The organism is Shewanella sp. MF05913, from assembly GCF_059758095.1.
Window position 1 is genome coordinate 34,652 of the sequence record NZ_JCAYNT010000006.1, and the last position, 24,153, is coordinate 58,804.

Annotated in this window: 21 protein-coding genes; 5 read left to right on the top strand and 16 right to left on the bottom strand. The window is 43.3% G+C overall.

Translation table 11 applies throughout. From position 1 onward, the window contains the following. Positions 1-73 precede the first annotated feature (73 nt). Positions 74-1,207: a 23S rRNA (uracil(747)-C(5))-methyltransferase RlmC gene (gene rlmC, locus AC19MV_RS09645; RefSeq protein ID WP_498307272.1), complete on the bottom strand. Its 1,134-nt coding sequence runs from the start codon at positions 1,205-1,207 to the stop codon at positions 74-76. Continuing rightward, on the bottom strand, positions 1,197-1,676 hold the full coding sequence (gene ohrR, locus AC19MV_RS09650; RefSeq protein ID WP_498298021.1) for a transcriptional regulator OhrR: 480 nt from the start codon (positions 1,674-1,676) through the stop codon (positions 1,197-1,199). Before ohrR ends, rlmC begins: the two co-directional genes overlap by 11 nt. 199 nt (positions 1,677-1,875) lie before the next feature. Between ohrR and AC19MV_RS09655 the strand changes: the two genes are divergently transcribed. After that, on the top strand, positions 1,876-2,064 hold the full coding sequence (locus AC19MV_RS09655; RefSeq protein WP_432402982.1) for a cytoplasmic protein: 189 nt from the start codon (positions 1,876-1,878) through the stop codon (positions 2,062-2,064). A 65-nt stretch (positions 2,065-2,129) separates the two neighbouring features. Here AC19MV_RS09655 and AC19MV_RS09660 read toward each other — a convergent pair whose 3' ends face one another. The 3 genes from AC19MV_RS09660 to AC19MV_RS09670 all read right to left on the bottom strand — a co-directional run bounded on the left by AC19MV_RS09660 (position 2,130) and on the right by AC19MV_RS09670 (position 5,133). Next, a complete protein-coding gene (locus AC19MV_RS09660) occupies positions 2,130-2,510 on the bottom strand; it encodes a SpoIIAA family protein (RefSeq protein ID WP_432402980.1) in 381 nt (126 codons plus the stop codon). 377 nt (positions 2,511-2,887) lie between these two features. Continuing rightward, the gene (gene mdtD / locus AC19MV_RS09665) at positions 2,888-4,306 is read right to left on the bottom strand and encodes a multidrug transporter subunit MdtD (RefSeq protein WP_498307274.1); all 1,419 of its coding nucleotides are present in this window, start codon (positions 4,304-4,306) and stop codon (positions 2,888-2,890) included. 272 nt (positions 4,307-4,578) lie between these two features. Next, a complete protein-coding gene (locus tag AC19MV_RS09670) occupies positions 4,579-5,133 on the bottom strand; it encodes a TMEM165/GDT1 family protein (protein WP_498307275.1) in 555 nt (184 codons plus the stop codon). A 466-nt stretch (positions 5,134-5,599) separates the two neighbouring features. Between AC19MV_RS09670 and AC19MV_RS09675 the strand changes: the two genes are divergently transcribed. Both AC19MV_RS09675 and AC19MV_RS09680 read left to right on the top strand, forming a co-directional pair. Beyond that, positions 5,600-6,802, top strand: a complete 1,203-nt coding sequence (locus AC19MV_RS09675) for an aromatic amino acid transport family protein (RefSeq protein WP_498307277.1) — start codon at positions 5,600-5,602, stop codon at positions 6,800-6,802. Positions 6,803-6,937: 135 nt separating this feature from the next. Further along, on the top strand, positions 6,938-9,094 hold the full coding sequence (locus tag AC19MV_RS09680) for a S46 family peptidase (protein ID WP_498307279.1): 2,157 nt from the start codon (positions 6,938-6,940) through the stop codon (positions 9,092-9,094). 8 nt (positions 9,095-9,102) lie between these two features. Here AC19MV_RS09680 and AC19MV_RS09685 read toward each other — a convergent pair whose 3' ends face one another. The 3 genes from AC19MV_RS09685 to AC19MV_RS09695 all read right to left on the bottom strand — a co-directional run bounded on the left by AC19MV_RS09685 (position 9,103) and on the right by AC19MV_RS09695 (position 12,035). Then, positions 9,103-9,834, bottom strand: coding sequence for a 23S rRNA pseudouridine(2604) synthase RluF (locus AC19MV_RS09685; RefSeq protein WP_498307281.1), 732 nt, complete (start codon positions 9,832-9,834; stop codon positions 9,103-9,105). 27 nt (positions 9,835-9,861) lie between these two features. Beyond that, positions 9,862-10,554 carry a DUF998 domain-containing protein gene (locus AC19MV_RS09690; protein ID WP_432402968.1) on the bottom strand — a complete coding sequence of 231 codons (693 nt, stop codon included), beginning with the start codon at positions 10,552-10,554 and terminating at the stop codon, positions 9,862-9,864. Positions 10,555-10,691: 137 nt separating this feature from the next. Next, positions 10,692-12,035 carry a Na+/H+ antiporter NhaC family protein gene (locus AC19MV_RS09695; RefSeq protein ID WP_498298007.1) on the bottom strand — a complete coding sequence of 448 codons (1,344 nt, stop codon included), beginning with the start codon at positions 12,033-12,035 and terminating at the stop codon, positions 10,692-10,694. Positions 12,036-12,696: 661 nt separating this feature from the next. Between AC19MV_RS09695 and AC19MV_RS09700 the strand changes: the two genes are divergently transcribed. After that, positions 12,697-12,942: a hypothetical protein gene (locus AC19MV_RS09700; RefSeq protein WP_498307283.1), complete on the top strand. Its 246-nt coding sequence runs from the start codon at positions 12,697-12,699 to the stop codon at positions 12,940-12,942. 80 nt (positions 12,943-13,022) lie between these two features. On the opposite strand, the gene putA is transcribed toward AC19MV_RS09700, so the two are convergent. The 4 genes from putA to AC19MV_RS09720 form a co-directional block, all read right to left on the bottom strand. Next, positions 13,023-16,217 carry a bifunctional proline dehydrogenase/L-glutamate gamma-semialdehyde dehydrogenase PutA gene (gene putA, locus AC19MV_RS09705; RefSeq protein ID WP_432402962.1) on the bottom strand — a complete coding sequence of 1,065 codons (3,195 nt, stop codon included), beginning with the start codon at positions 16,215-16,217 and terminating at the stop codon, positions 13,023-13,025. Between the two features lie 380 nt (positions 16,218-16,597). Continuing rightward, a complete protein-coding gene (locus AC19MV_RS09710) occupies positions 16,598-17,179 on the bottom strand; it encodes a TIGR04211 family SH3 domain-containing protein (protein WP_498298003.1) in 582 nt (193 codons plus the stop codon). Between the two features lie 141 nt (positions 17,180-17,320). After that, positions 17,321-18,589 carry an inorganic phosphate transporter gene (locus AC19MV_RS09715; protein WP_432402957.1) on the bottom strand — a complete coding sequence of 423 codons (1,269 nt, stop codon included), beginning with the start codon at positions 18,587-18,589 and terminating at the stop codon, positions 17,321-17,323. Positions 18,590-18,613: 24 nt separating this feature from the next. Beyond that, a complete protein-coding gene (locus AC19MV_RS09720; RefSeq protein ID WP_432402955.1) occupies positions 18,614-19,294 on the bottom strand; it encodes a TIGR00153 family protein in 681 nt (226 codons plus the stop codon). Between the two features lie 238 nt (positions 19,295-19,532). Here AC19MV_RS09720 and AC19MV_RS09725 point away from each other — a divergent pair, with 238 nt between their 5' ends. Then, positions 19,533-20,534, top strand: coding sequence for a CYTH domain-containing protein (locus tag AC19MV_RS09725; protein WP_498307285.1), 1,002 nt, complete (start codon positions 19,533-19,535; stop codon positions 20,532-20,534). A gap of 98 nt (positions 20,535-20,632) precedes the next feature. Here the strand turns inward: AC19MV_RS09725 and katB are convergent, their stop codons facing one another. The 4 genes from katB to AC19MV_RS09745 all read right to left on the bottom strand — a co-directional run bounded on the left by katB (position 20,633) and on the right by AC19MV_RS09745 (position 24,094). Then, positions 20,633-22,093: a catalase KatB gene (katB, locus tag AC19MV_RS09730; RefSeq protein ID WP_498307287.1), complete on the bottom strand. Its 1,461-nt coding sequence runs from the start codon at positions 22,091-22,093 to the stop codon at positions 20,633-20,635. A gap of 285 nt (positions 22,094-22,378) precedes the next feature. After that, a complete protein-coding gene (locus AC19MV_RS09735) occupies positions 22,379-22,624 on the bottom strand; it encodes a YgjV family protein (RefSeq protein WP_432402949.1) in 246 nt (81 codons plus the stop codon). 167 nt (positions 22,625-22,791) lie between these two features. Then, on the bottom strand, positions 22,792-23,229 hold the full coding sequence (locus AC19MV_RS09740; RefSeq protein ID WP_188957193.1) for a PaaI family thioesterase: 438 nt from the start codon (positions 23,227-23,229) through the stop codon (positions 22,792-22,794). A 196-nt stretch (positions 23,230-23,425) separates the two neighbouring features. After that, the gene (locus tag AC19MV_RS09745; RefSeq protein WP_432402947.1) at positions 23,426-24,094 is read right to left on the bottom strand and encodes a helix-turn-helix transcriptional regulator; all 669 of its coding nucleotides are present in this window, start codon (positions 24,092-24,094) and stop codon (positions 23,426-23,428) included. Positions 24,095-24,153 lie beyond the last annotated feature (59 nt).

Consider the following 24,153-nt stretch of genomic DNA (forward strand, 5'->3'; position numbering starts at 1 on the left):
CCAGTTCCTCTTTGTGTGAAGTCATCATTTTATGACATAAAAATGACAATTTCATGACTACACTACTGTTAACTTACTGTTTTTCTAACATGACTAACACTTCAAAATGGTCAGTATGCGGAAACATATCAAACAACTGCACCTTGGTAATCTGGTAGCCCTCAATATTGGCTAAATCAGCCACTAAGGAGTTGGGATTACAGCTTGAGTACACTATCGCTTTAGGGGCAAAAAGACTTAATGAACGACACAATGCTTCGCCTAAACCACGTCTTGGAGGATTGACGATAATTAAATCAGGCTTGTCTTGAGTTGCTTGCCCTTGAGCAAACTGTGTCGAGTCAAGCGCACTGAAATCAACATTTGTTAACCCCAACTTTTCAGCAGACATTTTGGCGCACTCAATCGCTTCGGCTTCAATTTCAATACCCGTTAAACGAATATGTTTGTCGGCACAATGCAGGCCAAAACCACCTACGCCACAGAATAAATCCCAAATATAACTCGGGTTGAACTCTGCAACCCACTCGCGGGCAGTTTGATATAACTTGGCCGCCACATCTGGGTTGGTTTGAAAAAAGCTTTTAGGCCGAATAAACAGCGGCACATGATTAAATTGCTCTTCTAAACGAGTGGCCTCGGTTAAAAAGATTTCTTGCTCGCCCTCTAATATCGCCATGTGCACAGGTTGAATATTCACTGACACTAACGCGATCGCTGGAAACTCGTGTAATAGTTGCGGTAACTCACGTTCAATTCGGGTAATGGCTTGCTCACTGCGCAGCACAAAGCGCAACATAAACTGGCCCTGTATTTGGCTACGAGTCAGTAAGATGTACTTCAGTTCACCTTTGGCTTTATCCACTCGGTAAGGCGGTAACCCTGCCTGTTGCACAAAACGTTGTAATCGATGCAGAAGAATTTGCATGTCTTGCGGATACAAGCTGCAATCACATAAACTAACAGCCTCACCTTGCGGGTTCACCAAGCCTAAAATAGGTTGATGCGCAGCGCCTAACACCACCATTTTAGCCTTGTTACGAAAACCAGACTCGGCGCTTAATACCGGAGCTAACCATTTTGCTACGCTAAGATCGCTAAATAATTCAATAAGCTGCTGTTGTTTTTTGTCTATTTGTTGTGGCATCGGCTGCAAAATGTTGCGGCATGATAAACAATCACCGCGCTGAAAATATTCACATTTCACAGCTTGTTGCCTCGCCCGAATTCAGCATGGCAAATGCCTGATCGCATAATTGTTTAAGTTGAGCGAGATCCTCAAGCGTTCCGCCCACTTTGCAGCGCATTTGTTCTGGAACCGATAACGCTTGTTGATGTAGCTGCCGCCCTGCTTCGGTGACATGCAAAACACGCACTCGTTCATCTAATTCACTGCGGCCACGGCTAACTAACTCTTTAGCCTCAAGGCGTTTAAGTAACGGTGTTAATGTACCAGAATCAAGATGCAGCTTTTCACCTAGGGTTTTCACGCTAATGCCTGGTTCTTTCCACAACACCATCATCACCAAATATTGCGGGTATGTTAGCGACAAACCATCTAACAGTGGTCGGTATGCGCGGACCATCGCATTTGTAGCACTGTATAATGAAAAACACACTTGGTTTTCAAGTGCTAAAGGATTAACCGCTTGCTCGGGGGCATTTTTAATAGACATAGGCTTTACTCAGCTCACCAATAATATTCAAATCTGTATCCAGACAGATCCAACACGGAATTTCATCAAAATTTAATTATATCACACATTAATTGCGCGCAATGTATTAACGCATCACGAGAAATAAAATGATTTATCGCTCAAGTTTTACACTGTTAAGCCGATAGAAATAAACACAAGTCAAAACTGAGGACAACGCATGCCAATCAGTGTGAATGCACCATCATCAATGCCTACAACGATTGATTCTGGTAACAGTTTGAAAGTCGCTGTAATGGCGAAAGATCAGCAAGAAGCAGAAGGCCAAATGGCACTGCAGTTGATTGAAGCCGCCGCGCCACCGCAACCTGTGGGTAATAGCGGTCATAATATTAATACTACGGCATAGATACATGATGCTTAAAAAAACCTAGCAATTTACGCTAGGTTTTTCTTTTTCAAGGCCACTAATATCTAATAGCGTAGCCATTTTAATGCGTCATGTTGGTCTTCAAAATACTTCATTTCACCTGACATAAACCAACTGCCCATTTTAGTGGCCCAGTCTAGCCAGGTCTTATTACCCCATATGGCAACGCGTTCAAATTCAGACTCATGCTTTAACCCCAGCTGTAAGTCATCCCAGGCAGCACGCAAATCCCAACCTTCAAGCTCTGTCGCATCGAGTAATAAGCTAATTTTAGGTTGATCAACCTGGCTTAACGCACCTTCAAGCATTGGCGTAATCACCAGATAATCTTCATGGGTTAACGTTCCGACGGCTTTTAACGTCACAAAGAAAACATTCTCAATACGATTAATGCCAATCGATAAACCGTGTTTTTTAATACTCATACCCCACTCCTTAGTGATATAAAAAAAACGAGACTCATGTTTATATTTTAACCAACCAAGTCAACTGGAGTGTGTCTTAGTGCACAAATTTGAGTTAAGCATTCTATCTTGTGCCCAAACAACCTGAAGATGCTCGATTTCAGCAAGAATTTACACGCGTTTAGGCAAGGCATTGATTGCGGGTAATGGTTGTTCCCTTTCCAAAATCAGCTAAATTAACAAATGCCGCAGTATCCACGCGTGTAAAACTTGCCCTATGGGAGTTTCACCGTGTTCCCCTGATGATTAAATCAAGAGCGTTGTTGTGCTAATTTATAAGGTCTCCGCATTAACGCGCCTAGTATTGAAAACACGGTGAAGCTCTGAATCACGTCTCTTCAAGTTGATTGGGTATAAACCTGCCGGCCAACCTCTTTAGGCAGCAGTGAAAAAATGGCCGCTGCAAACATCGTCATGATGCCTACGGTAACGAAGGTTAATTGAAATGCACTTAACACCTCTGCTTGACTGCCGCTACTGACACCCGCACTAAAGCCACCCAACAATGCACCCGCACAGGCCACGCCTAGACTTAATGCTAGCTGAGCAACCACAGACAATAGACTGTTACCGCTACTGGCACTCTCGTCATCTAAATCAATCAGCGTCACGGTATTCATGGCCGTAAATTGCAATGAATTAATGGCCCCCAAAACCGCCAACATGCACAACATAAACCAGTAAGGTGTTTGTTCGCTGACTAATCCCATACTGGCCAACATCAAACCCAGAGCCAAAGTATTCCCGGTTAATACGATACGAAAACCAAAACGTTCGATGATTGGACGAGCCAACCACTTAGCGAGCATTGCTGCTGCGGCCAACGGTAACATGCTCATCCCCGCTTGAGAGGGAGAATAACCTAATGCGATTTGTAATAATAACGGCACTAAAAATGGCAAAGCACCGCTCCCCAAACGGGCAAAAAGGTTACCAAAAATACCAATGGAAAAAGTGTTAGTTTTGAATAATGAGGGTGAAAATAGTGGCTTTGCAATGCGGCCAGCTCGTAACCAATATGCTATCAAGCATGCCATGCCTGCAAATAACAGCAACATGACTCGTAAGTGGGGTAAATGCAGTTCGCCCAAGCCTTCCATCGCAATAGTAATCAACAACATTGCGCTACCAAACAACAAAAAACCTACGCTATCAAAGCGTGTTTTTTGTTTGCCGCGTAAGTCTGGAATAAACTTGAGCGCGGCATAACAGCCAATGAGCCCTACTGGCAGGTTAATTAAAAAGATCCAATGCCAGGTTAAGTATTGCACCATCCAGCCGCCCATTGCGGGGCCTATTAATGGGCCGAGTAATCCTGGGATAGTAATAAACCCCATAATCCGTACCAATTCTGATCGCGGATAAGCCCTCAGTATCACCAATCGCCCGACAGGAAACATCAATGCGCCACCGAGCCCTTGCACCACCCGCGCGCCAATCAACATATCAAGTGAATTTGATAAGGCACACAGTAACGATCCGAAACTAAACAATACAATCGCGCTGAAAAAGATCCTTTTGGTGCCAAAGCGATCGGCTATCCAGCCTGATGCCGGGATCAATAACGCGACGGTAAGCATGTAGGCAATAATAACGCCTTGCATGCGCAGTGGATCTTCATTTAAGTCGCTGGCCATTCCAGGCAAGGCGGTGTTTAAAATCGTGCCGTCCAGTGATTGCATAAAAAATGCAATCGCCACCACCCAAGGCAAAGCTCGGGCGGTTCTATTATCAAGTAAAGGGCTATTTATCATCATACCTCTTTATACCATTGCGCGTTAGTAAGTGATCTCTCAGCGAGAATTTAAAAGGGCTTAAACAAGGCGAATGACTGAATGAATAGTTATTCTCTTTCGAAGTCATGCAACGCAATGTAAGCCCTTTTAAAACTCGCCTGAAAGGAATGCCCCAGCCGCTTTTGCTCTGCGTTCTCGCTATTTGAAAGGGAACAACCATTACTACATAGCGACGCCTTAATCAAAAACCGCTGGACGCATTCTGAGTGGTCACTTATTAATGCGCAATGGTATTACCACATGAGCGTGGCCACACCAAGCAGTGCAAACAATACGGCACAACCTCGGTGGATAAGTGCCATAGGTAACTTGTTCGCACTAAAATGCCCCGCTAACACCACAGGCACATTGGCGATAAGCATGCCTAATGTGGTGCCGATAACTACCCAAGTTAATGATTGATATTTAGCGGCTAGCACCACGGTAGCAATTTGTGTTTTATCACCTATTTCGGCAATAAAGAACAAAATAAACGTCGCGCCAAAAGCCCCGAGTTTATAAAAACGATTATCATCATCGTCGATTTTATCTGGAATTAATACCCATAATGCAATGGCAAAAAAGCTCGCGGCAATAAGATAACGTGACCATTGAGGATCAAGCCAGCCTATCGCCCATTGCCCTAAATACGCAGCTATAAAATGATTAATTAAGGTGGCGAATAAAATCGCACTGATGATGGCCGTTTTATTGCTAAAACGAATCGCTAATAACAAAGCCAATAATTGAGTTTTATCGCCGATTTCAGCAATTGCAACAGAAAAGGTTGAAGTGAGTAACGCGTCCAATGTGATTATCCTAGGGGTAAATGACAACTAAGCACAAGCCGCCGCATACCCCTTAATGCAGTGATTGTGCTTAGGTCTCGCTGGGTAAACATCACCGATTTACAGTGTGTTACTGTCTGCACCATGGCATGAGGCCAATTATGTTGATACAGACACCTTGCATGCAGCTATGCGCAATACAAGATTAGCTACTCCCCTAAAACTAGGCGCATTATAACGACTTAGGTATTTTATTCAATCACCTGTTTTTACATTGTAAACGTGACTTAATATCATAGCGAACACACCGTAGCGCTGTAATGCTACGCTATTGCAATATTGGCGTGTAAAGTAGTTTGGCGTAATGTTATGTAATTGTTTATAAACACGGCTGTTGGCCTTTAACTGCCGAAGATCCTTGCCTGCTCAGTCACCCTTCTGCTAATGTCCGACACAAATAAAATAATAATTAGACAGGACGTTTGCTGTGAATTTGAAAACCTTAGGTTCTATTTCTATCGTTGCCGGAACCGCGATTGGTGGTGGAATGCTCGCCTTACCATTAGCCACCGCGGCACTAGGCATTATCCCTGCGTTAATCTTATTGGTCATCATCTGGGCTATTTCAGCTTATACCTCTTTACTGATGCTAGAAATCAATTTGCGCAGTGGTGTCGGCGATAACGTCCATGCCATCACAGGTAAAACCCTTGGTAAAGCAGGCCAGCTTATTCAAGGCGGCTCATTTCTCAGTTTATTATTCGCCTTAACCATGGTGTATCTAATGGGAGGGTCATCACTATTAGAAACCCGCTTACAACCCATCGGTATTACCATGAGCAATCAAATTGCAGTAATATTATTCACCGTCTTTTTTGGCGGAATTATTGCCATCGGCGTAAAGTGGATTGATAAAATATCGCGGATATTATTTACTGCGATGGTGTTGTTATTAGTTGTCGTTGTGAGCTTCTTGCTACCCGACGTGAACTTAATGAGTGCATTAAATAACTACTCCACAACCGTAGCCTCTGGCGATGCACTGCAGCAACTTTGGTTAGCCGCTATTCCTGTGGTGTTTACCTCTTTTGGTTTCCATGTGTGTATTGCGACGATTGTGCGCTACCTGGATGGTGATGCTGTATCGCTGAGAAAAGTGTTATTGATTGGCTCAACCATCCCCTTAGTTTGCTACATTTTATGGCTACTGGTCACACTAGGGTCGTTAGGTGGCGAAGCCGTACATAGCTTTGGCGGTTCACTGCCTAAACTGGTGTCTGCACTACAAGGCCTGGTTCAATCGAGCATCATTAGCCAGGCTATTGATCTGTTTGCCAACCTTGCATTAATTACCTCGTTTTTAGGGGTCACCATGAGCTTATTTGATTATGTTGCTGAACTGACGCGCGCTAAAAATGACGTTGCTGGGCGCGCTAAAACATGGCTAATCACTTTTGTCCCGCCACTGCTTTGTGCACTGTATTACCCTGACGGTTTTTTCAAAGTGCTTGGTTTTGCTGCCATTCCATTGGTGGTGATGATCATCTTTTTACCGATTGCGATGGCATTAAAACAGCGCGCTCAACTGTTGGGTGGCTATCAAGTTGCCGGTGGTACTTTTGCATTATTACTAGCAGGGTTAATCGGCATACTCATTGTGTTTGCTCAACTCATGGTTGCACTCGCTTAAGCAGGAGTGTTAATCATTTGTAAGCGAGTTTTTCAGACGCTATCATGAGAGTGAATCTTTTGTTAAAGTCAGGCCTAGCCTGACTTTTTTGTTTTGTGGGCAACTAATTAAATTACCGAAAATGGAATAATTATAATGAAAAAATGGTTATTAACCGCCGCCATCGCCGCCAGTTTTGGCGCTGCAGCAGATGAAGGGATGTGGCAACCACATCAATTACCTGCAATGGCTGACGAACTGAAAGCAAAAGGCTTAGAGATAAGCGCTGATTCAATTTCAAAATTAACTGAGTTCCCAATGAACGCAGTGATCAGCCTAGGCGGTTGTACCGCATCATTTGTATCGCCAAAAGGCTTAGTTGTCACTAACCATCACTGCGCTTATGGTTCTATTCAGTACAACTCAACCCCAGAAAAGAACCTACTTAAAGACGGCTTTTTAGCCAAAACGTACGCCGAAGAGTTGCCAGCTACACCTGGCTCACGCATTTTTGTTACTGAAGACGTCACCAATGTGACAGACAAAGTGACTGCGGGCCAAATGGATAAAATTGGCAATGAATTCTATAAAGGCATTGAGCTTCAACAAAAAACCTTAGTGGCTGAGTGTGAGCAACAAGACGGTTATCGCTGTCAGGTGTATAGCTTCCATGGCGGTTTAGAATATTATCTTGTTAAGCAGCTCGAAATTCGTGATGTGCGCTTAGCTTATAACCCAGCTGCAAGCGTGGGTAAATACGGCGGCGATATCGACAACTGGATGTGGCCACGCCATACCGGTGACTTCTCATTTTACCGTGCTTATGTATCAAAAGATGGCAAGCCAGCTGACTTTAGTAAAGACAACGTCCCTTATGAGCCAAAAAGCTTTTTAAAAGTCTCCGCTAAAGGCGTGAGCGATGGCGACTTTGTCATGGTTGCCGGTTACCCTGGACGCACCAACCGTTACCGCACAGCCGATGAAGTCAGCAATCAATTTGGCTGGGCTTATCCTGAAGGGAAAGTCTTGCAAGAGCGCATGATTGATATCATTAAAGAAACGGCTCCAGAGGGCAGCGACGAACGCATTAAATACGAAAGCTTAATCGCTGGTCTTGCCAACTACGCTAAAAACTTTACCTCGATGATTGAGTTTTATGGCAAATCAACCATGTTGGCCGAACGTGAAAAAGTAGAAACCGATTTAGCAAACTGGATTGGTAAAGATAAAAAGCGTCAACAGCAGTATGGCAAAACCTTAGCAAACCTAGAGAAACTGGTTGCTAAAAGCCAACAAAACCAAGAGCGTGACATATTACTGGGCTATATCGGTTACACCACTATGGTGACCACTGCACGCAGTTTATATCGTTTAGCCAATGAGAAAACCTTAGCGGATATGGCGCGTGAACCCGGTTATCAAGACCGCGACATGACCAACTTTACCTCAAGCATGGAGCGAATCGACCGTCGCTATGCTGCCAGTGTTGATAAAGCGTTACTCGCTGACTTACTGACACGCTATGCAACATTGCCTGCCAAGCAACGCATGGCATCATTAGACAAGGCATTTGGCATTACGAATAAGTTTGATGCTAACGCCTTAGCGAAAACCCTCGACAACATGTACTCAAAAACCACGCTAGATGATCAAGACACCCGTTTAGCCTGGATGAATAAATCGGTTGCTGACTTTAAAGCGTCAAACGATCCTTTTATTCAATTTGCAGTACAAACCTATGACGCAGACATGGCACTAGAAAAAGCCAAAAAGCAATTAGAAGGCGAACTCATGAAAGTGCGCCCACAGTACATGGATGCCATCATTGCTTACAACCGCGAGTTAGGTAAACCAGTATATGCTGATGCAAACTCAAGCTTACGTGTCACAGTAGGTAATGTTAAAGGTTACTCGCCACAAGATGGCTTAATGGCCGAACCCTTTACTCGCCTAGAAGGACTTTTAGCCAAAGACACTGGGGTTGACCCATTTGATGCACCGGCTAAACAGCTTGAACTGATTAAGCAAAAGCAATACGGCGATTACTACGTTAAAGCCATTGATTCAGTACCGGTAAACTTTTTATCGACCTTAGACACCACCGGCGGCAACTCAGGTTCACCGACGTTAAATGGTCGTGCTGAATTAGTCGGTTTATTGTTTGATGGCGTATACGAAAGCATTATTGGCGATTGGGGCTACGATGCTCAAAGCAATCGCTCAATTCAAGTGGATAGCCGCTATATGCTATGGGTGATGAAGTATTTAGACAATGCTGACAACCTACTAGCTGAAATGGATATCGCTAAATAGTCTCCGCTTTAACTCAGTGACGTTAACTCACTGAGTTGCGTTAAGCTTAATAACTCTGCGGCCGAAACTGGCCGCATTGTTTTTTCTGGCAGACAGCCTAACTCCACGTCCATCAACTTTGTTCTGAGTAAATCAATCACCTTATAACCCAGCGCCTGACACATGCGGCGAATTTGGCGGTTTAAGCCTTGGGTTAAGACAATCTCAAAAGTATCACCCTCATCAAAACCACTCAATGAACGTATACAGCATGGCCGAGTTTGCGCACCTTGATAAGTCACACCTTGCGCCATTTGCGTTAAAAACGCCGGCGTTAGCGGTTTATCGACCTGCACAACATAAGTTTTGCTGTGGTAAAAATCAGGATGCATTAGCGCGTGTGTTAACTCGCCGTCATTGGTGAGTAATAACAAACCGCGAGAGTCTTTATCTAAGCGGCCCGCAGGATATAATCTTGGGGTTTGCGGCAACAAATGAATCAAACTGCTTGGGTCGCTTATCAATAACCGGCAATCGATACCAATGGGTTTATGGTATAGCCAATATTGCTTATCTTGCGGGGCCAAAACAGCAACACCATCAACACAAATATCGAGGTTTTGCAGGCTATCAACCCGCTCGGTATGGGTGGCTAATTGTTGGTTAATCGTGACTCTTCCGCTGTCAATTAATCGCGACGCTTGGCGGCGTGACGCGACACCACATAACGCTAAATAATGACTAATGCGAACCAAAGACATGACCTATAGCGACCTTTAAATTAAAAATTAATAGTTTTCGAGCCACTTATAGGCCACTTGTTGCTGCACTTTAATGGTTTTCATCATGCTGAAACTCAAGCAGACACACCATAAAATATTCGCTTGCGTCAATGACCACATCGCTAACGACACCACACAAAACTGCGGTAAATAGTTTGAGCAGGGAGGAAAATCTAATTGATTAAAATCGAGTAACACGATCAATATTGTGCCACAGATTAAGGCGATAATTGTCAGTGATAACATGCGTTTATTCATGGTGCTACCGGGTTTAAAATAATCCAATACACACACGCAATGCAGCACAATTGAACTGACTAAATACAGGGTCGATACTTTACGGTGAGTGTCTAAAAAGTTTACTGGAAACACCCCCATCAAAATAATGCTAATGCCAACAACGCAACCCACCATGGCCAGGTAACGACTTAGCCCATCTTGGTAGGTATAAAACACAGCCACCATGGCTAACAAGAAGCAAGAACCGCCGGCCAATAAAGACAAATTGAACACCACGGCTAATGGCGAATTCATGTAGTCGCCTAAGGTGTCTGGCCGGATTAACAGCATATCAAGACTGACACTACCGACTTCGGCCAGCAATGCACTGCCAACCCCGAATGAACAGATCATCGCTGTGGCCAAAGACATAAACACAATCACCAGGTGTAAGTCATAATTTCGAGTTTTAGATATCACCAGTGAATCTTTATGCTAAAAAAAGGGAGGCAAATATTAACCTGTTAGCGGCTAAATTTAAAGCAAATAACAACATGCCCAGCGGTTTAGGGCTGGGCATGTTGGTCATAATCGTACAATGGGTGTTCTTTGGCTTATTAAGCTCGCTTACGCAAAATAACAATAGCGACTGCCGTTACTGCTAATACCATGCAATACCAGGCATTTGATACTGCAGTTAATGGGCTAATAGTAAACACTGAGGCAATTAACAATGCTTGCGCGCCATGAGGGATTAACCCTTGAATGATACAGGCAAAGATATCGAGAATACTGGCGGCGCGTTTTGGGCTAACACCGTGTTTCTCAGCCAGCTCTTTAGCAATATCACCAGTAACCACAATCGATACCGTATTGTTAGCAACGCAGGTATTCGTTGCGGCAACAATAGCCGCCATGCCGAGCTCGGCAGCGCGGGTTGATGCCCCGCCGTTGGCTTTAGAAAATCGGCTGATTAGCTTTTCAACGAGCTGACTGACAAAAGTTAATCCACCTTGTTGCTGCATTAACGCCGCTAAACCACCCACCAACATAGACAGGATAAAAATCTCCTGCATATTCGTAAATCCAGTGTAAATATCATTACCCATTTGAATCACGGTATATTCCGAGGTAAATATCCCCGCTGCGCCCGCCAGTACAATACCTAAAGACAACACCACAAAGACGTTAAGTCCTACTACTGCTAGTACCAAAATGGTCAAGTATGGGATAACTTTTAAAATATCGATATCTTGTGTCGCAATATCGGCCTGGCCTTGGCCAGCGAGTGCAAATAGCACCAACGTGATGATTGACGCAGGTATCGAAAACACTAGGTTTTCACGAAACTTGTCTTTCATTTCACAACCTTGCGTGCGGGTAGCCGCAATGGTGGTATCTGAAATAATCGATAAGTTGTCGCCAAATAATGCGCCAGACATCACTGCGCCTGCCATTAATGCGTAATCAATTTGTGCCTGGTCTGCAACGCCTAACGCCACTGGCGCTACAGCTGCAATGGTGCCCATAGAGGTACCCATCGACGTGGCAATAAACGCCGCAATCACAAAGAAACCCGGCAACAGTAAATTAGACGGAATAAACGATAACCCTAACGCAACCGTCGCATCGACGCCGCCTGTCGCTTTAGCGACCGCAGCAAAGGCACCTGCAAGCAAATAAATTAAACACATGGCGATAATATTGCTGTGGCCAATACCTTCAATGAAGGTTTCAATGGCTTGGTTGATGTGTTGCTTGGATAAAATAACGGCCAACACTATCGCAGGTAAAATCGCAACAACGCTCGGTAATTGATAAAACGCATAATCAACACCTTGGCTTTGAAAATATAAGCCAGCGCCAATAAATAAACCCAAAAACACAAATAAGGGCAGTAAGGCCACAAACGACGCTGGGCTATTAAGTGCTGTCGTTGGTGATGGAGTTGGTTTGGTCAAAGTAGTCTCTCTTTATCTTAACGATTAGGGGTTGTCGGATGAGAAAAGCGAGTACGACACAATCTCGGTCATCGGTGATTATCTAGCATGCATAAAACAACGCTAAATACTGCAGTCGCATCTTAACAAGTTGAGCCAAGAATAAGAGAACTAAACAACCATGTCAATCTGGACGTCTAGACTTCTTTGCTTCCGTAGTGAAATTTATGCTAAAACCTGATAACTGCTACAAACATTTTACATAAACATAATCAATTTATCGATTTAGTGCTATTTTTCTACCAAAAAATTGATTTGTGTTACGACTAACCTAATGCCGATTTGCTAACCTGACAAGTGTTCACCACCATACTAATAAGGTGAAGTTATGGAACGTATACCCAAACAACCTGAAGATGCTCGATTTCAGCAAGAATTTACACGCGTTTAGGCAAGGCATTGATTGCGGGTAATGGTTGTTCCCTTTCCAAAATCAATAACACAGCATAAACGCGTGTAAAACTTGCCCTTTGGGAGTTTCACCGTATTCCCACTACGTTGTTGCGTTAATTTATAAGGTAGCCACATTACAGCATTAACGCGCCTAGTATTGAAAACACGGTGAAGCTCTGAAACACGTATCTTCAAGTTGATTGGGTATAAACCAGACAGAATGACAGCGATGAGGCAGATCATCACTCAAGTCAAAGTTAGCTTCCCGTTAGATCAGGCTGATATTTTCAGCTGTGGACCAAGCAATACTTGCGTAGGTTGCCCTAAAAAATTATTGGATTTAGTCGACGCTGAAATCAATTATTGGGAAGCCGCCATGGCCCAAGGCGTTATACCCTCATTGGGTGATATCAGCCGCTTTGCTAAAATGTGCACTAACGTTAGCCGTGGTTTAAAACGTAATAATACCATTTAGCATTAATAAAAAAGCCCACTTTACAGTGGGCTAATAAGACAAACGCTTTTACTCACGATTGCCGTACAATCTCGTAATGCTTACTCGTCAGCATCACCTAACGACAATAACGTCGCATTTCCACCAATAGCGGTAATGTTATTGGTGCGGGTCTTTTCGGTCACAAAACGGGTTAAGTAGTGTGGGCCACCGGCTTTAGGGCCTGTGCCAGACAAACCTTGACCGCCAAAGGGTTGCACGCCAACCACTGCGCCAATTTGGTTACGGTTAATGTACACGTTACCTACATTGACTTTATCTGCTAAAGACAGCGCATGGCCTTCGTTACGACTGTGGATCCCTAACGTTAAACCAAAACCTGTACTGTTGATTTCATCAATCACTTTAGCAAGATCGGCAGCCTTGTAACGAATGACATGCAAAATGGGTCCAAAGTGTTCTTTTTCAAGTAACTTAATTGAGTTAATTTCAACTGCAGTAGGTGATACAAAGTGACCGTTTTCTGTCCCGGCTGGCAGCTCAAGTTTATTGATCAATTTGCCCACCTGGATAATATGATCAATGTGGGCATTCAAGTTCGCTTTAGCAGTAGCATCAATCACAGGGCCCACATCCGTTTTCACTGAACTTGGGTTACCAATCACTAACTGCTCCATGGCACCCTTCATCACTTCAATGACGCGGTCGGCAATATCTTCTTGTAAAAACAATACACGTAATGCCGAACAACGCTGGCCAGCACTGGTAAATGATGACGAAACCACATCATTTACCACTTGCTCAGGCTGTGAAGTTGAGTCAACCACCATGGCATTTTGGCCGCCAGTTTCAGCAATTAATGGAATAATTGCACCATCTCGGTTTGCCAATGTACGGTTAATTAATTTAGCTGTACCGGTAGAACCAGTAAAACACACACCGCCAATACGTTCATCAGCAGTAATTGCCGAACCCACCACAGCACCGGTACCCGGTAGGAACTGCAATACATCTGTTGGAATACCCGCTTGATGTGCTAACTGAACCGCACGGAAACCCACTAAACAAGTTTGTTCTGCAGGTTTAGCAATAACGGTATTACCCGCGGCTAGCGCTGCAGAAACTTGACCTAAGAAAATCGCTAATGGGAAGTTCCATGGGCTGATACAGACAAAAATGCCGCGTCCCTGTAGAAACAGTTCGTTTAACTCGCCTGTTGGACCCGGAAGCAATTCAGGCTTAGCCATCATCTTCTTCGCTTGTACGGCATAATAACGACAAAAATCGACGGCTTCACGGACTTCATCAATACCGTCTTGAATGCTCTTACCGGCTTCGCGGGTACACAGAGCAATCAATTCTTCGCGGTTTTCTTCCAATAAGTCAGCTAACTTTTGTAAAGCGTTTGCACGTGTTTCAACCGGTGTACGCGCCCAACCTGCAAAGGCTGCATCGGCACCCGCAACGGCTTGTTCAATGGCATTGGCATCAGCAAAGGCCACTGTACCCACGGTTAAAGAAGTATCATAAGGGCTAACAACGGTTTGAACTTCACCCGCTAAGGTTTTACCGTTTACCAATGGACCCGCAGTCCATTGAGTATCACTGTATTTATCCAGTGCAGCAAAAAATGGCTCTGACTCAGAAATAATGTTCATGTTTAATCCTTTAGAGTTTTTACGTTCTGCACCGAAAATATCAGCTGGTTGAACAATTTTATGGTTAGCGAGCGACTTATAGCCCAATAGCGTCACCAATGGATGAACAACTAAGGTGTCGATTGGCGTATTTGGGTCAACTAATTTGTGAACAAATGAGGTATTGGCACCGTTTTCAAGCAAACGACGCACAAGGTACGGCAGCAAATCTTTATGAGCGCCAATGGGCGCATAAATACGTACCGCTTTAGCACCGCTTTCTGCAAGCATGGTGTCGTAAAGCTCTTGACCCATACCGTGTAAACGTTGAAATTCATATAAACGATCACCCGCCATGGCATCAATACAGGCTACGGTCTGCGCATTATGAGTCGCAAACTGTGGGTAAATAGCACCACGAGTGGCGTCTGATAATAAATAACGGGCGCAGGCTAAATACGAAACGTCGGTGCCAGCCTTACGGGTGTAAAGTGGATAGCCTGACTCACCTGCTTGTTGTGCCCATTTAAGCTCACTGTCCCAATATGCCCCTTTAACTAAACGCAGCGGAATTTCATCGCCTTGGTCTTTTGCAAGACGCGTTAACCAACAAAGCGTTGGCAAACAACGTTTAGAATAAGCCTGAACAACAATCCCTAATAAGCCCCAGCCTTTAGCTGCTTCAGACTGATAGAGTTGTTTGAATAATGTTAATGATAATTCGAGGCGATCAACTTCTTCTGCATCGATAGAGATACCAATATTAAGTTCACGTGCTTGCACGATTAACGTGATAACAGTGTCGTATAATTCGCTTAATACGCGGTCTTCATTCGCAACTTCATAGCGCGGATGTAACGCTGATAATTTGATAGAAATAGTCGGTCGTGGTGAGTCAGATTCGTTGTATTGCTGAGCGCCTAAATCGCGAATTGCATTACTGTAATCGGTAAAGTATTTTTGTGCATCGTTGGCTGTTAGTGCTGCTTCACCGAGCATGTCGTAGCTGTGCGTGTAGCCTAATTTGCGTTTAGCTTCGCTGTTTTTAAGTGCTTCTTTAACATCACGGCCTAATACAAATTGCTTACCCATGATTTTCATCGCTGCAAGCATTGCTTGGCGGATCATTGGCTCACCGACACGGTTTACTAGGCGCTTTAACAAATTACTTGGCGAACCATCAATATTACGGTCTAACTTTACAATGCGACCCGTTAACATTAAGCCCCAAGTTGACGCGTTAACCAGCACAGAGCCACTTTTATTTAAGTGTTCATCCCATTTTGCACCAGACAATTTATCTTCAATTAATGCATCTGCAGTCGCGGCGTCAGGAATACGCAATAACGCTTCTGCTAAACACATTAAGATAATGCCTTCTTGAGTCTCTAGGCTGTATTGTTGCAAAAACGCATCAATACCAACCATGAGGCCTTTTTTCTCAAACTGACGCACTTTGCTCACGAGCTCATGGGCACGACGAGTTACTTGTTCAATGTCTTGTTCAGACGAAGGTACAAGTTTAATTAATTCAGACAGGTATTGCTCTTCATCGACAATGTAATTGTTGGTCACTGCAGTAAACAGTTCATCAAGGGTGGCATTGTCGTAGCGGCCGTCTAGTACTTCACTCGCTTTGAACATAGTATTCGCTTCCATCTGGTCAGGTTAAGGATGGTTATTATGGTTGTTGAATGGACACTGTATTCACGAATATTTTATTTTGTATACAATGTACGATCTGATTTTCGGCGATTATACATTCAAAATGTGAACTTGGACACTATAGTTGAAACCTTGATGTTGAATGTTTGATTAACACTATTGAATTAATCAAAAATTTAAGGGTGAACAACTCAACATGCGAAAATCAATAAATATAATTATCTGATTAATAATGCTTTTAACAGTAAATACTAAAATAGAGATAGATGAATTAATTTCATCAAAAAATGCCAAACAAAAAGGCCAACGTTTTAATTGTTGGCCTTTAAAGTCGAGGTTATCGCAATAAACGGTTTACTCACCGTTATTTGAATTTACATCCAGCGGTTTTTCTGACGACGTTGTGGACGAGGTAAGTAAACCAAAATAATACCGATTAATGCGCCTAAGCCACCAATTAATCCGCCTTGCTGCCATAACTCATAGCGTTGATCATCAGCCACTTGTGCAATGTTAGATTGGGCTTCATCACGCTGCTTAATCGCCAATGCTAATGAGGCGGTCAACTCAGCAACTTTCTCATTGGCTAGATTCAAGTACTCTTCGGTATTGTCTGTGCTCAACGACTCTTTATTCAGTTGCTCGTTTGCTTGCCTTAATTGCGCTTCCATATCTGGAAAACGTACGCGATAGCTCGGCTTGTCGGTAACTAAACTGGCTAATACCCAACCTTCACGACCTTTATGATCGATAATTTGGGTAAAGTCGCCTTCGGTATTATCTAATAACGTGACAGGCTGACCAGCTTCTACGCTACCAATAATTCGGAACTCCTTTCCTGGCCCACCATGAAGATAGGTAAATACATCATCAGAGATATAATCTGGTTCAGCTGGCGCAGCAAAAACACCACTTGGCGCAAGCACTAAAATAAAGATTGAAAGCAGTCTTAACACGAGTAATTATCCAAACGTTGTAAACTTGTTGTCATGCTATTTATTAAATGCCCTGAATGCAAGAAGGAAGTCATATGACTTCCTTCTTAAATGCATTTAAACATTCATATTTTTACAAATATGCGCGGTTCGATAGTTAAATTAACTAAAGATACCTTTGATAATGTAAAAGAACACTATCGATAATGCTGCGCCAGCAGGTAAGGTTACCACCCAAGACACCACAATATTACGCACAACACCGATGTTAATCGCCGCGATACCACGGGCCATTCCCACACCTAATACCGCACCTACTAAGGTTTGAGTCGTAGAGATAGGTAAACCAGTGCCAGAAGCGAGTACCACGGTTGATGCAGCTGCAAGTTCAGCAGCAAAACCACGGCTTGGCGTTAAGTGAGTAATGTTTTTACCGATGGTTTGCATTACGCGCTGACCAAAAATAGCCAAACCTAATACAATGCCCACAGCGCCTAATGGTAAAATCCACCAGTTTAAGACAGCTTTAGAGCCAATCACGCCACCGCTTTCAACAATAGACACAACCGCAGCTAATGGACCAATCGCGTTTGCAACGTCGTTTGAACCATGGGCAAACGCCATACAACACGCAGTAACAACCATTAAGATGGCAAATACTTTTTCTACGTTACCGTATTGGGTTTTAATATCCGCTTTTTCGCTCATCTTCAAACGGCCAATAGCCACTTTACCAATCAGTCCCACAACCACGGCTACCACTAACGCTAACAAATATGCTTCAACGGTAGAAAAATGCAAACCAACGTGTTTTAAGCCTTTGGTAATGGTCACGAGTGACATCACAAAGCCAGCAATCGCCATGTAAAAAGGCACATAACGTTTAGCACTGCTTAATGGATCGTCTGTGTTGAAAATCAGTTTTTGCACACTTTGGAAAATGATAAATGCAATAAAGCCTGAAATTGCAGGCGTCACCACCCATGAACCAACGATCCCGCCTACTGCGCCCCATGAAACAGAATCAATGTTCACACCGACTGCAGCAAAACCAACAATAGCACCGATAATAGAGTGCGTTGTTGATACTGGCCAGCCTAATGCTGAAGCAACAACTAACCAGATGCCTGCTGCAAGCAATGAACCTATCATACCGTAGACTAACAACTCAGGCGTTTCAGTGAAGAAACTCGCGTCAATAATCCCTTTACGGATAGTACTGGTTACTTCTCCGCCTGCTAAGAAAGCACCGGCGAATTCGAAAATCATTGCAATAATGATGGCTTGTTTAATAGTAATGGCATTAGAACCTACAGAGGTTCCCATGGCATTGGCTACGTCGTTTGCGCCAATACCCCATGCCATCAAAAATCCAAATGTTGCCGCAAGCATAATAAGCATTGGGCCATTGGTGACTAATACATCAACCATGTTGTTTCCTTGATAACCTTGTGATTAATTACGAGCTAACATTAGCTCTAGGCGGGAACCGACACGCTCAGCAATATCTGCTAAACCTCCAACCCATTCGATAATTTTATACATGAACATCACATCAATTGGATTCAAACCATCTTCTAATGCGTATAACTGGCGACGCACTTGAATTTGTAAATCATCAGAATCTTCTTCGATAATATCGAGTTCATTGATCATTTTGGCAACCAACTCAACTTCACGACCACGGAAACCGGTTTCGAGTAAATCGTCGAGCTCGTTAATAGCTTGCTTAGCTAAAGACACGGCATCTAAACAACGTTTAAGATAGGCACCGAAAGCAGCTTGGACAGGCTGAGGAAGGACTAATTGACGGCCGATTACACGACCAGAGATATCTTTTGCCGTATTTGCAATCTTGTCTTGTTGAGTTAATAACTCAAGCAAGTCAGTTCGCTCAACTGGCATAAACAATCCACCGGGTAAAGTTAGGCGGATCTCACGCTTAAGTGAATCAGCATCTTTTTCCAACAAACTAATCTGTTTGCGGATCTTTATCGCTTCATCCCAGTCGCCTGAAATGGTTGCGTCAAAGAATGGAACAAGAAGTATTGCACACTCATTTACTTTGTCGATATGCAGTTCTAAAGGCTTAAGAGGTGATTTTGCAAACACACCTAAAATAGAGTTTACTGGCATTGCCGTTTACCTATTTAATTAATTCCAGTTTGGAAAAAGCGGGCGCATGTTAACCTAAGCGTCCGCATAATGAAACTGTGTTTTTTAATTTTGTAACACACAGGTTCTCAGTTATCGTTGCTCATTATATATGATGCGAGCATGGCTATCCTAAGATATTTTTATTACAGCAATATGACATTATGAACATATTATGACGCATTAATGAACATTTGATTACAGTTGGGGCAAAAAGTAAATGGACGCAGAAATAGAGTTGAAACTCTTCATTCAACAACAAGACCATGATTTATTAATAAAAATATTGAATGAGCTCCCTTATTCATCACCCCAAGGGACAAAAAAACTGTCTAATGGATATTTTGATACAACTGACTTACAACTGCGTCGTTGGGATATGGGGTTACGTGTAAGAGGCTTTGATGATCAACTCGAACAGACCATAAAAACAGCAGGCAGTGTTGTTGGTGGCATCCATTCACGTCCAGAATATAATGTCAACATTGTTCAAAAAGTGCCGGACCTGTCACTTTTCCCGAATAAAATTTGGCCAGACAAACAAAATATAGCCGTTATCAATACTGCGCTTGAATGTATCTTTGAAACCAACTTTAACCGCCAAACATGGCATATCAATGTTGATGACAGTATTGTTGAAGTGGCTTTAGATATCGGCGAGATTATTGCCAACGGTAAAATTGAACCCATTTGCGAACTTGAGTTTGAATTACTCTCAGGGCATGCTTCGGCGTTGTTACCTCTCGCCATTGCAGTTGCCCAATCAGTGCCGCTTCGTTTAGGCAAAGCCAGTAAAGCGCAGCGCGGTTATCAACTCGCCGGAAAATCTAAACCAGTCGCGACAACGCCTTTAGACGCTATGCAATCTTTCTCTCACGACAACGCACACTCAATCCAAACCCTGGCAATGGGATTAGAGCGCTGGCAATTAATTGAACAACGCTTAGCTGTCACCTCAACAGAACAACAAACACTATTGTGGATACAGTTAACTGAATGTATTGAGTTTCTAAAACATACTGTGTCATTGGATACAGAGAAAACTCATCCGCTACACACATTATTTAATCATATCCTTGAGACACTACCACAGGTTACGCCACTAGATAATAGCCCCACCAATGCAGTGCCGAGCGAGCAACTTGCACGGTTGTGGCGTCTGCCGCAATACGGCCAATTACAGCTAGCATTAGTCAATCGGTTAATCAGTGCAGCAAAGTAAATAGTCTCCGCCATCGGGCACAAAAAAACAGGAAGGTAAACCTTCCTGTTTTTATTTAGTAGAATAACGCCGATAATAATGACGTTACATTGATTTAATTACTGAGCTAAAGCCTGTTTAACGCGTAATCCATAATCCACGTCGGCTTTGGTAAAATGCTCTACCATGGTTTGTTGAACCGCTAACGTTGTTTGACGTAAGGTACCTGCAATAGTGTCAACTAAACGCACTTTCTCTTCTTCGCTAAATAGTCGGTACAAGTTTCCCGCCTGGGTAAAATCGTCCTGGTTGTAACGGCTATAACGAGCCGCTTCCCCGTCTAAACGTAATGGTGGTTCCGCAAAATCAGTCACTTCAGTTAATGGTGCTTGAGTATTAGGACCATAATTCACACTCGCATCACCGCCAGTTTGACTGCCTTGATATGGACACTGTGTCCCTGCCATTGCGCCAGCTCGTTGATGATGATTTGCCTTGGCTGCATGTGGACAGTTAACCGGTAGCTGGTTGTAGTTAGTACCAATACGGTATCGCTGTGCGTCGGCATACGAAAACAGTCTCGCCTGCAACATTTTGTCTGGCGATGCACCAACACCCGGCACTAAATTGCTTGGTGCTAATGCCACTTGCTCTACTTCAGCAAAGTAGTTTTGTGGTAATCGGTTTAACTCAAGTACACCCACTTCGATTAACGGATAATCGCTGTGCGGCCATACTTTGGTTAAGTCGAATGGGTTAATGGCATAGGTGTTTGCATCTACCTCGGGCATAATTTGCACATTCACCGTCCAACGAGGGAAGTTAGCATCATTAATGGCTACCATCATGTCGCGCTGTGAAGAGTCAGGATCAATGCCTTTTAATATATCGGCTTGTTCGCCTGTTAAATTCACTACACCTTGCTGTGACTTAAAGTGAAACTTAACCCAAAAACGTTCCCCTTTGGCATTCCAGAACGAAAATGTATGCGACCCATAACCGTGCATTTGACGATAGTTAGCCGGAATACCACGGTCTGACATCAAAATAGTCACTTGATGCATCGCCTCAGGATTAAGTGCCCAAAAGTCCCACATGGCTTGTGGATCTTTTAAATTAGTTTGTGGGTGGCGTTTTTGAGTATGAATAAAATCAGGAAACTTAATGCCATCACGAATAAAAAATGTTGGGGTGTTATTACCCACAATATCGTGATTACCACGTGCGGTATAAAAACGAAGACCAAACCCACGTGGGTCGCGTTCTGCATCAGCAGAGCCCATTTCGCCGCCAACAGTTGAGAAGCGCATAAAGGTTTCGGTCTGCTTACCGACACCGTTGAAATGATCGGCAATGGTAAATTCGCTTAAATCTTTAGTTAACGTAAATGTGCCGAAAACACCGGTACCTTTTGCATGCACAACACGCTCTGGAATACGTTCGCGGTTAAAGTGGGCAAGCTTTTCAATTAAATGCCAATCTTGTAAAAGTAGGGGCCCACGCTCACCTGCCGACAAAGAGTTTTGATCGTCTGCTACTGGAGCACCATTTTGGCTTGTTAAATAGTTACCTTGATTCATGTCTTGCTCCTATGCCTGGTCTGTTAACCATTGCTCAATTAAGTCGTAAACTGTTGCCATGATGATTTTCCTCACTCAACTCATCATTCGATGGAGTGATAATAGAACTTGTTCGCAATTAATTAAAACGATTAAAACAGATAACAACAATCGCCAAAACAATTTAGGGTTTTGTAATGATATTGGAAAAATCGATTAAGAAGTGACAATCCGTACATTGTGGGCAATAAAAAAGCCAAAATCTGCATTTTGGCTTTATTGAACGAACGTGTTGTAAAAGTTGGCTTATTTATCGTTCGTTGGGGCAGGTTCACGATATAACTTAACGAGGTAATAAATATCAATCAGTACAATAAAAAAATTGACCAGTGCCACGGGAATCGCGTCAATCGCTAAACCATAAGCGACAAACAAAACGGCACCAACCAAATTCCACCAGCGTAACTTTTTGATGTCAGACATCATCAGCGAAATAGCGACCACGACAGAAGCCAAGTAACCTACCCATTCCCAGATATTAATACTGTCCATGGATTCTCCTTATAAAGAGGTGATTATCACGCTATCTCACCATTAACCCCAGTTAATAGCGCTATATTCGTGACGACTAATCAAGTAAAGCATCTTGTAGGAATATTATAATACCTATAAGGCTAAAACTTTGATCTACCGTTGATTTAGCTAAAATATAATGTCGTTTATCGCTCAACAACAGCTGCAGTCATCCGTGAAATACAACATAACTCGCCAGCACTGTTACGAATTAAGATTTCCCAAACTGAGCTGCGTTTGCCTAAATGAACCGGCTTAGCGGTGGCTGTCAGCTCGCCATTGCGTGAAGCTTTTAAATGGTTAGCATTAATCTCCTGGCCGACACAATAATAACGCGTAAAGTCGACCACAAAGTTTGCCGCATAACTGGCTACGGTTTCAGCTAATGCGACATTTGCGCCACCGTGCACAATCCCCAGCGGGTTATGCACCGATGGATTTGCCGGCATCGTCGCCACCATATAATCATCACCAATTTCAGTGATTTTAATGCCTAATGTTTGCATTAATGTACCTTTACCCTGCATCCCAGCATCTAAGCGAGCGCAATCTTCAAGGGTAACGTTGCTAAACCAAATACTCATAATTACAGTCCATTTTTATTGTTATCGATTCAGTCGACTTCAAGAGTCTACTTTTTCATTTCAGTTTTATCATTGTGCTTTTCTCTGTTTACTCTGACACTTGAGTATAAATAATTCAAAGAAAAACACCCAAAATACAAAAAAGGAGCCGAAGCTCCTTATACCAATTCCATGCCAGTCAATGTGACAATGTTATCTAACTTACTAACTCACAATGACTTTGATAGGTTTGCGCCCATCGCAGTAATTCGACACGATTACGCGACTCTGTCTTCCTAAAAATAGATGACACATGCGCCTTTACCGTATGTTCGCTTATGCATAACCGCTGAGCGATTTCTTTATTACGCGCACCACTCGACACCAGCTGGATGATCGTCCGCTCACGATTAGTGAGTCGTTGCATCATGGCTTCGGTTTCTTCTGGCAATTCGGTATTGGTGTCGAGTTGCTTTACAAGACGTCTGAATATTTTACTAATCAGTGGTCTGTCGTACCACAATTCATCAGACACCATTTTTCTGAGCCCAGTTAACATCAAGTCCATACGTTGATCGCTATACAATAGCCCACGTACGCCCAGTAATAATGCAGACTCTTGGTCTAATGACCCGCGTTCGACTTGGTATAATGCAACAGGGACATGATTAACTAAACGCGACGCAAGTAAAGGAATACCTTTTGCGTCTAGTGCTGCACCTTTTTGTGAAATGAGATAAAAGTTATTGGCATTTTTATCAAGTTCAAGCTCGGCCGCATGCTTGACAATACGGGTTTTCAAGCCGATTGATTCAGCTAAAATAGCCAAATGACATGGTGCTGCGATTTGATGTAAAAACACCAACTCATCGATATTAGAACTCATCACTCTTCTCCCTGAAAAGCTAATTTTTGCTCATTGATACATGAGCACATCCTAAGCAC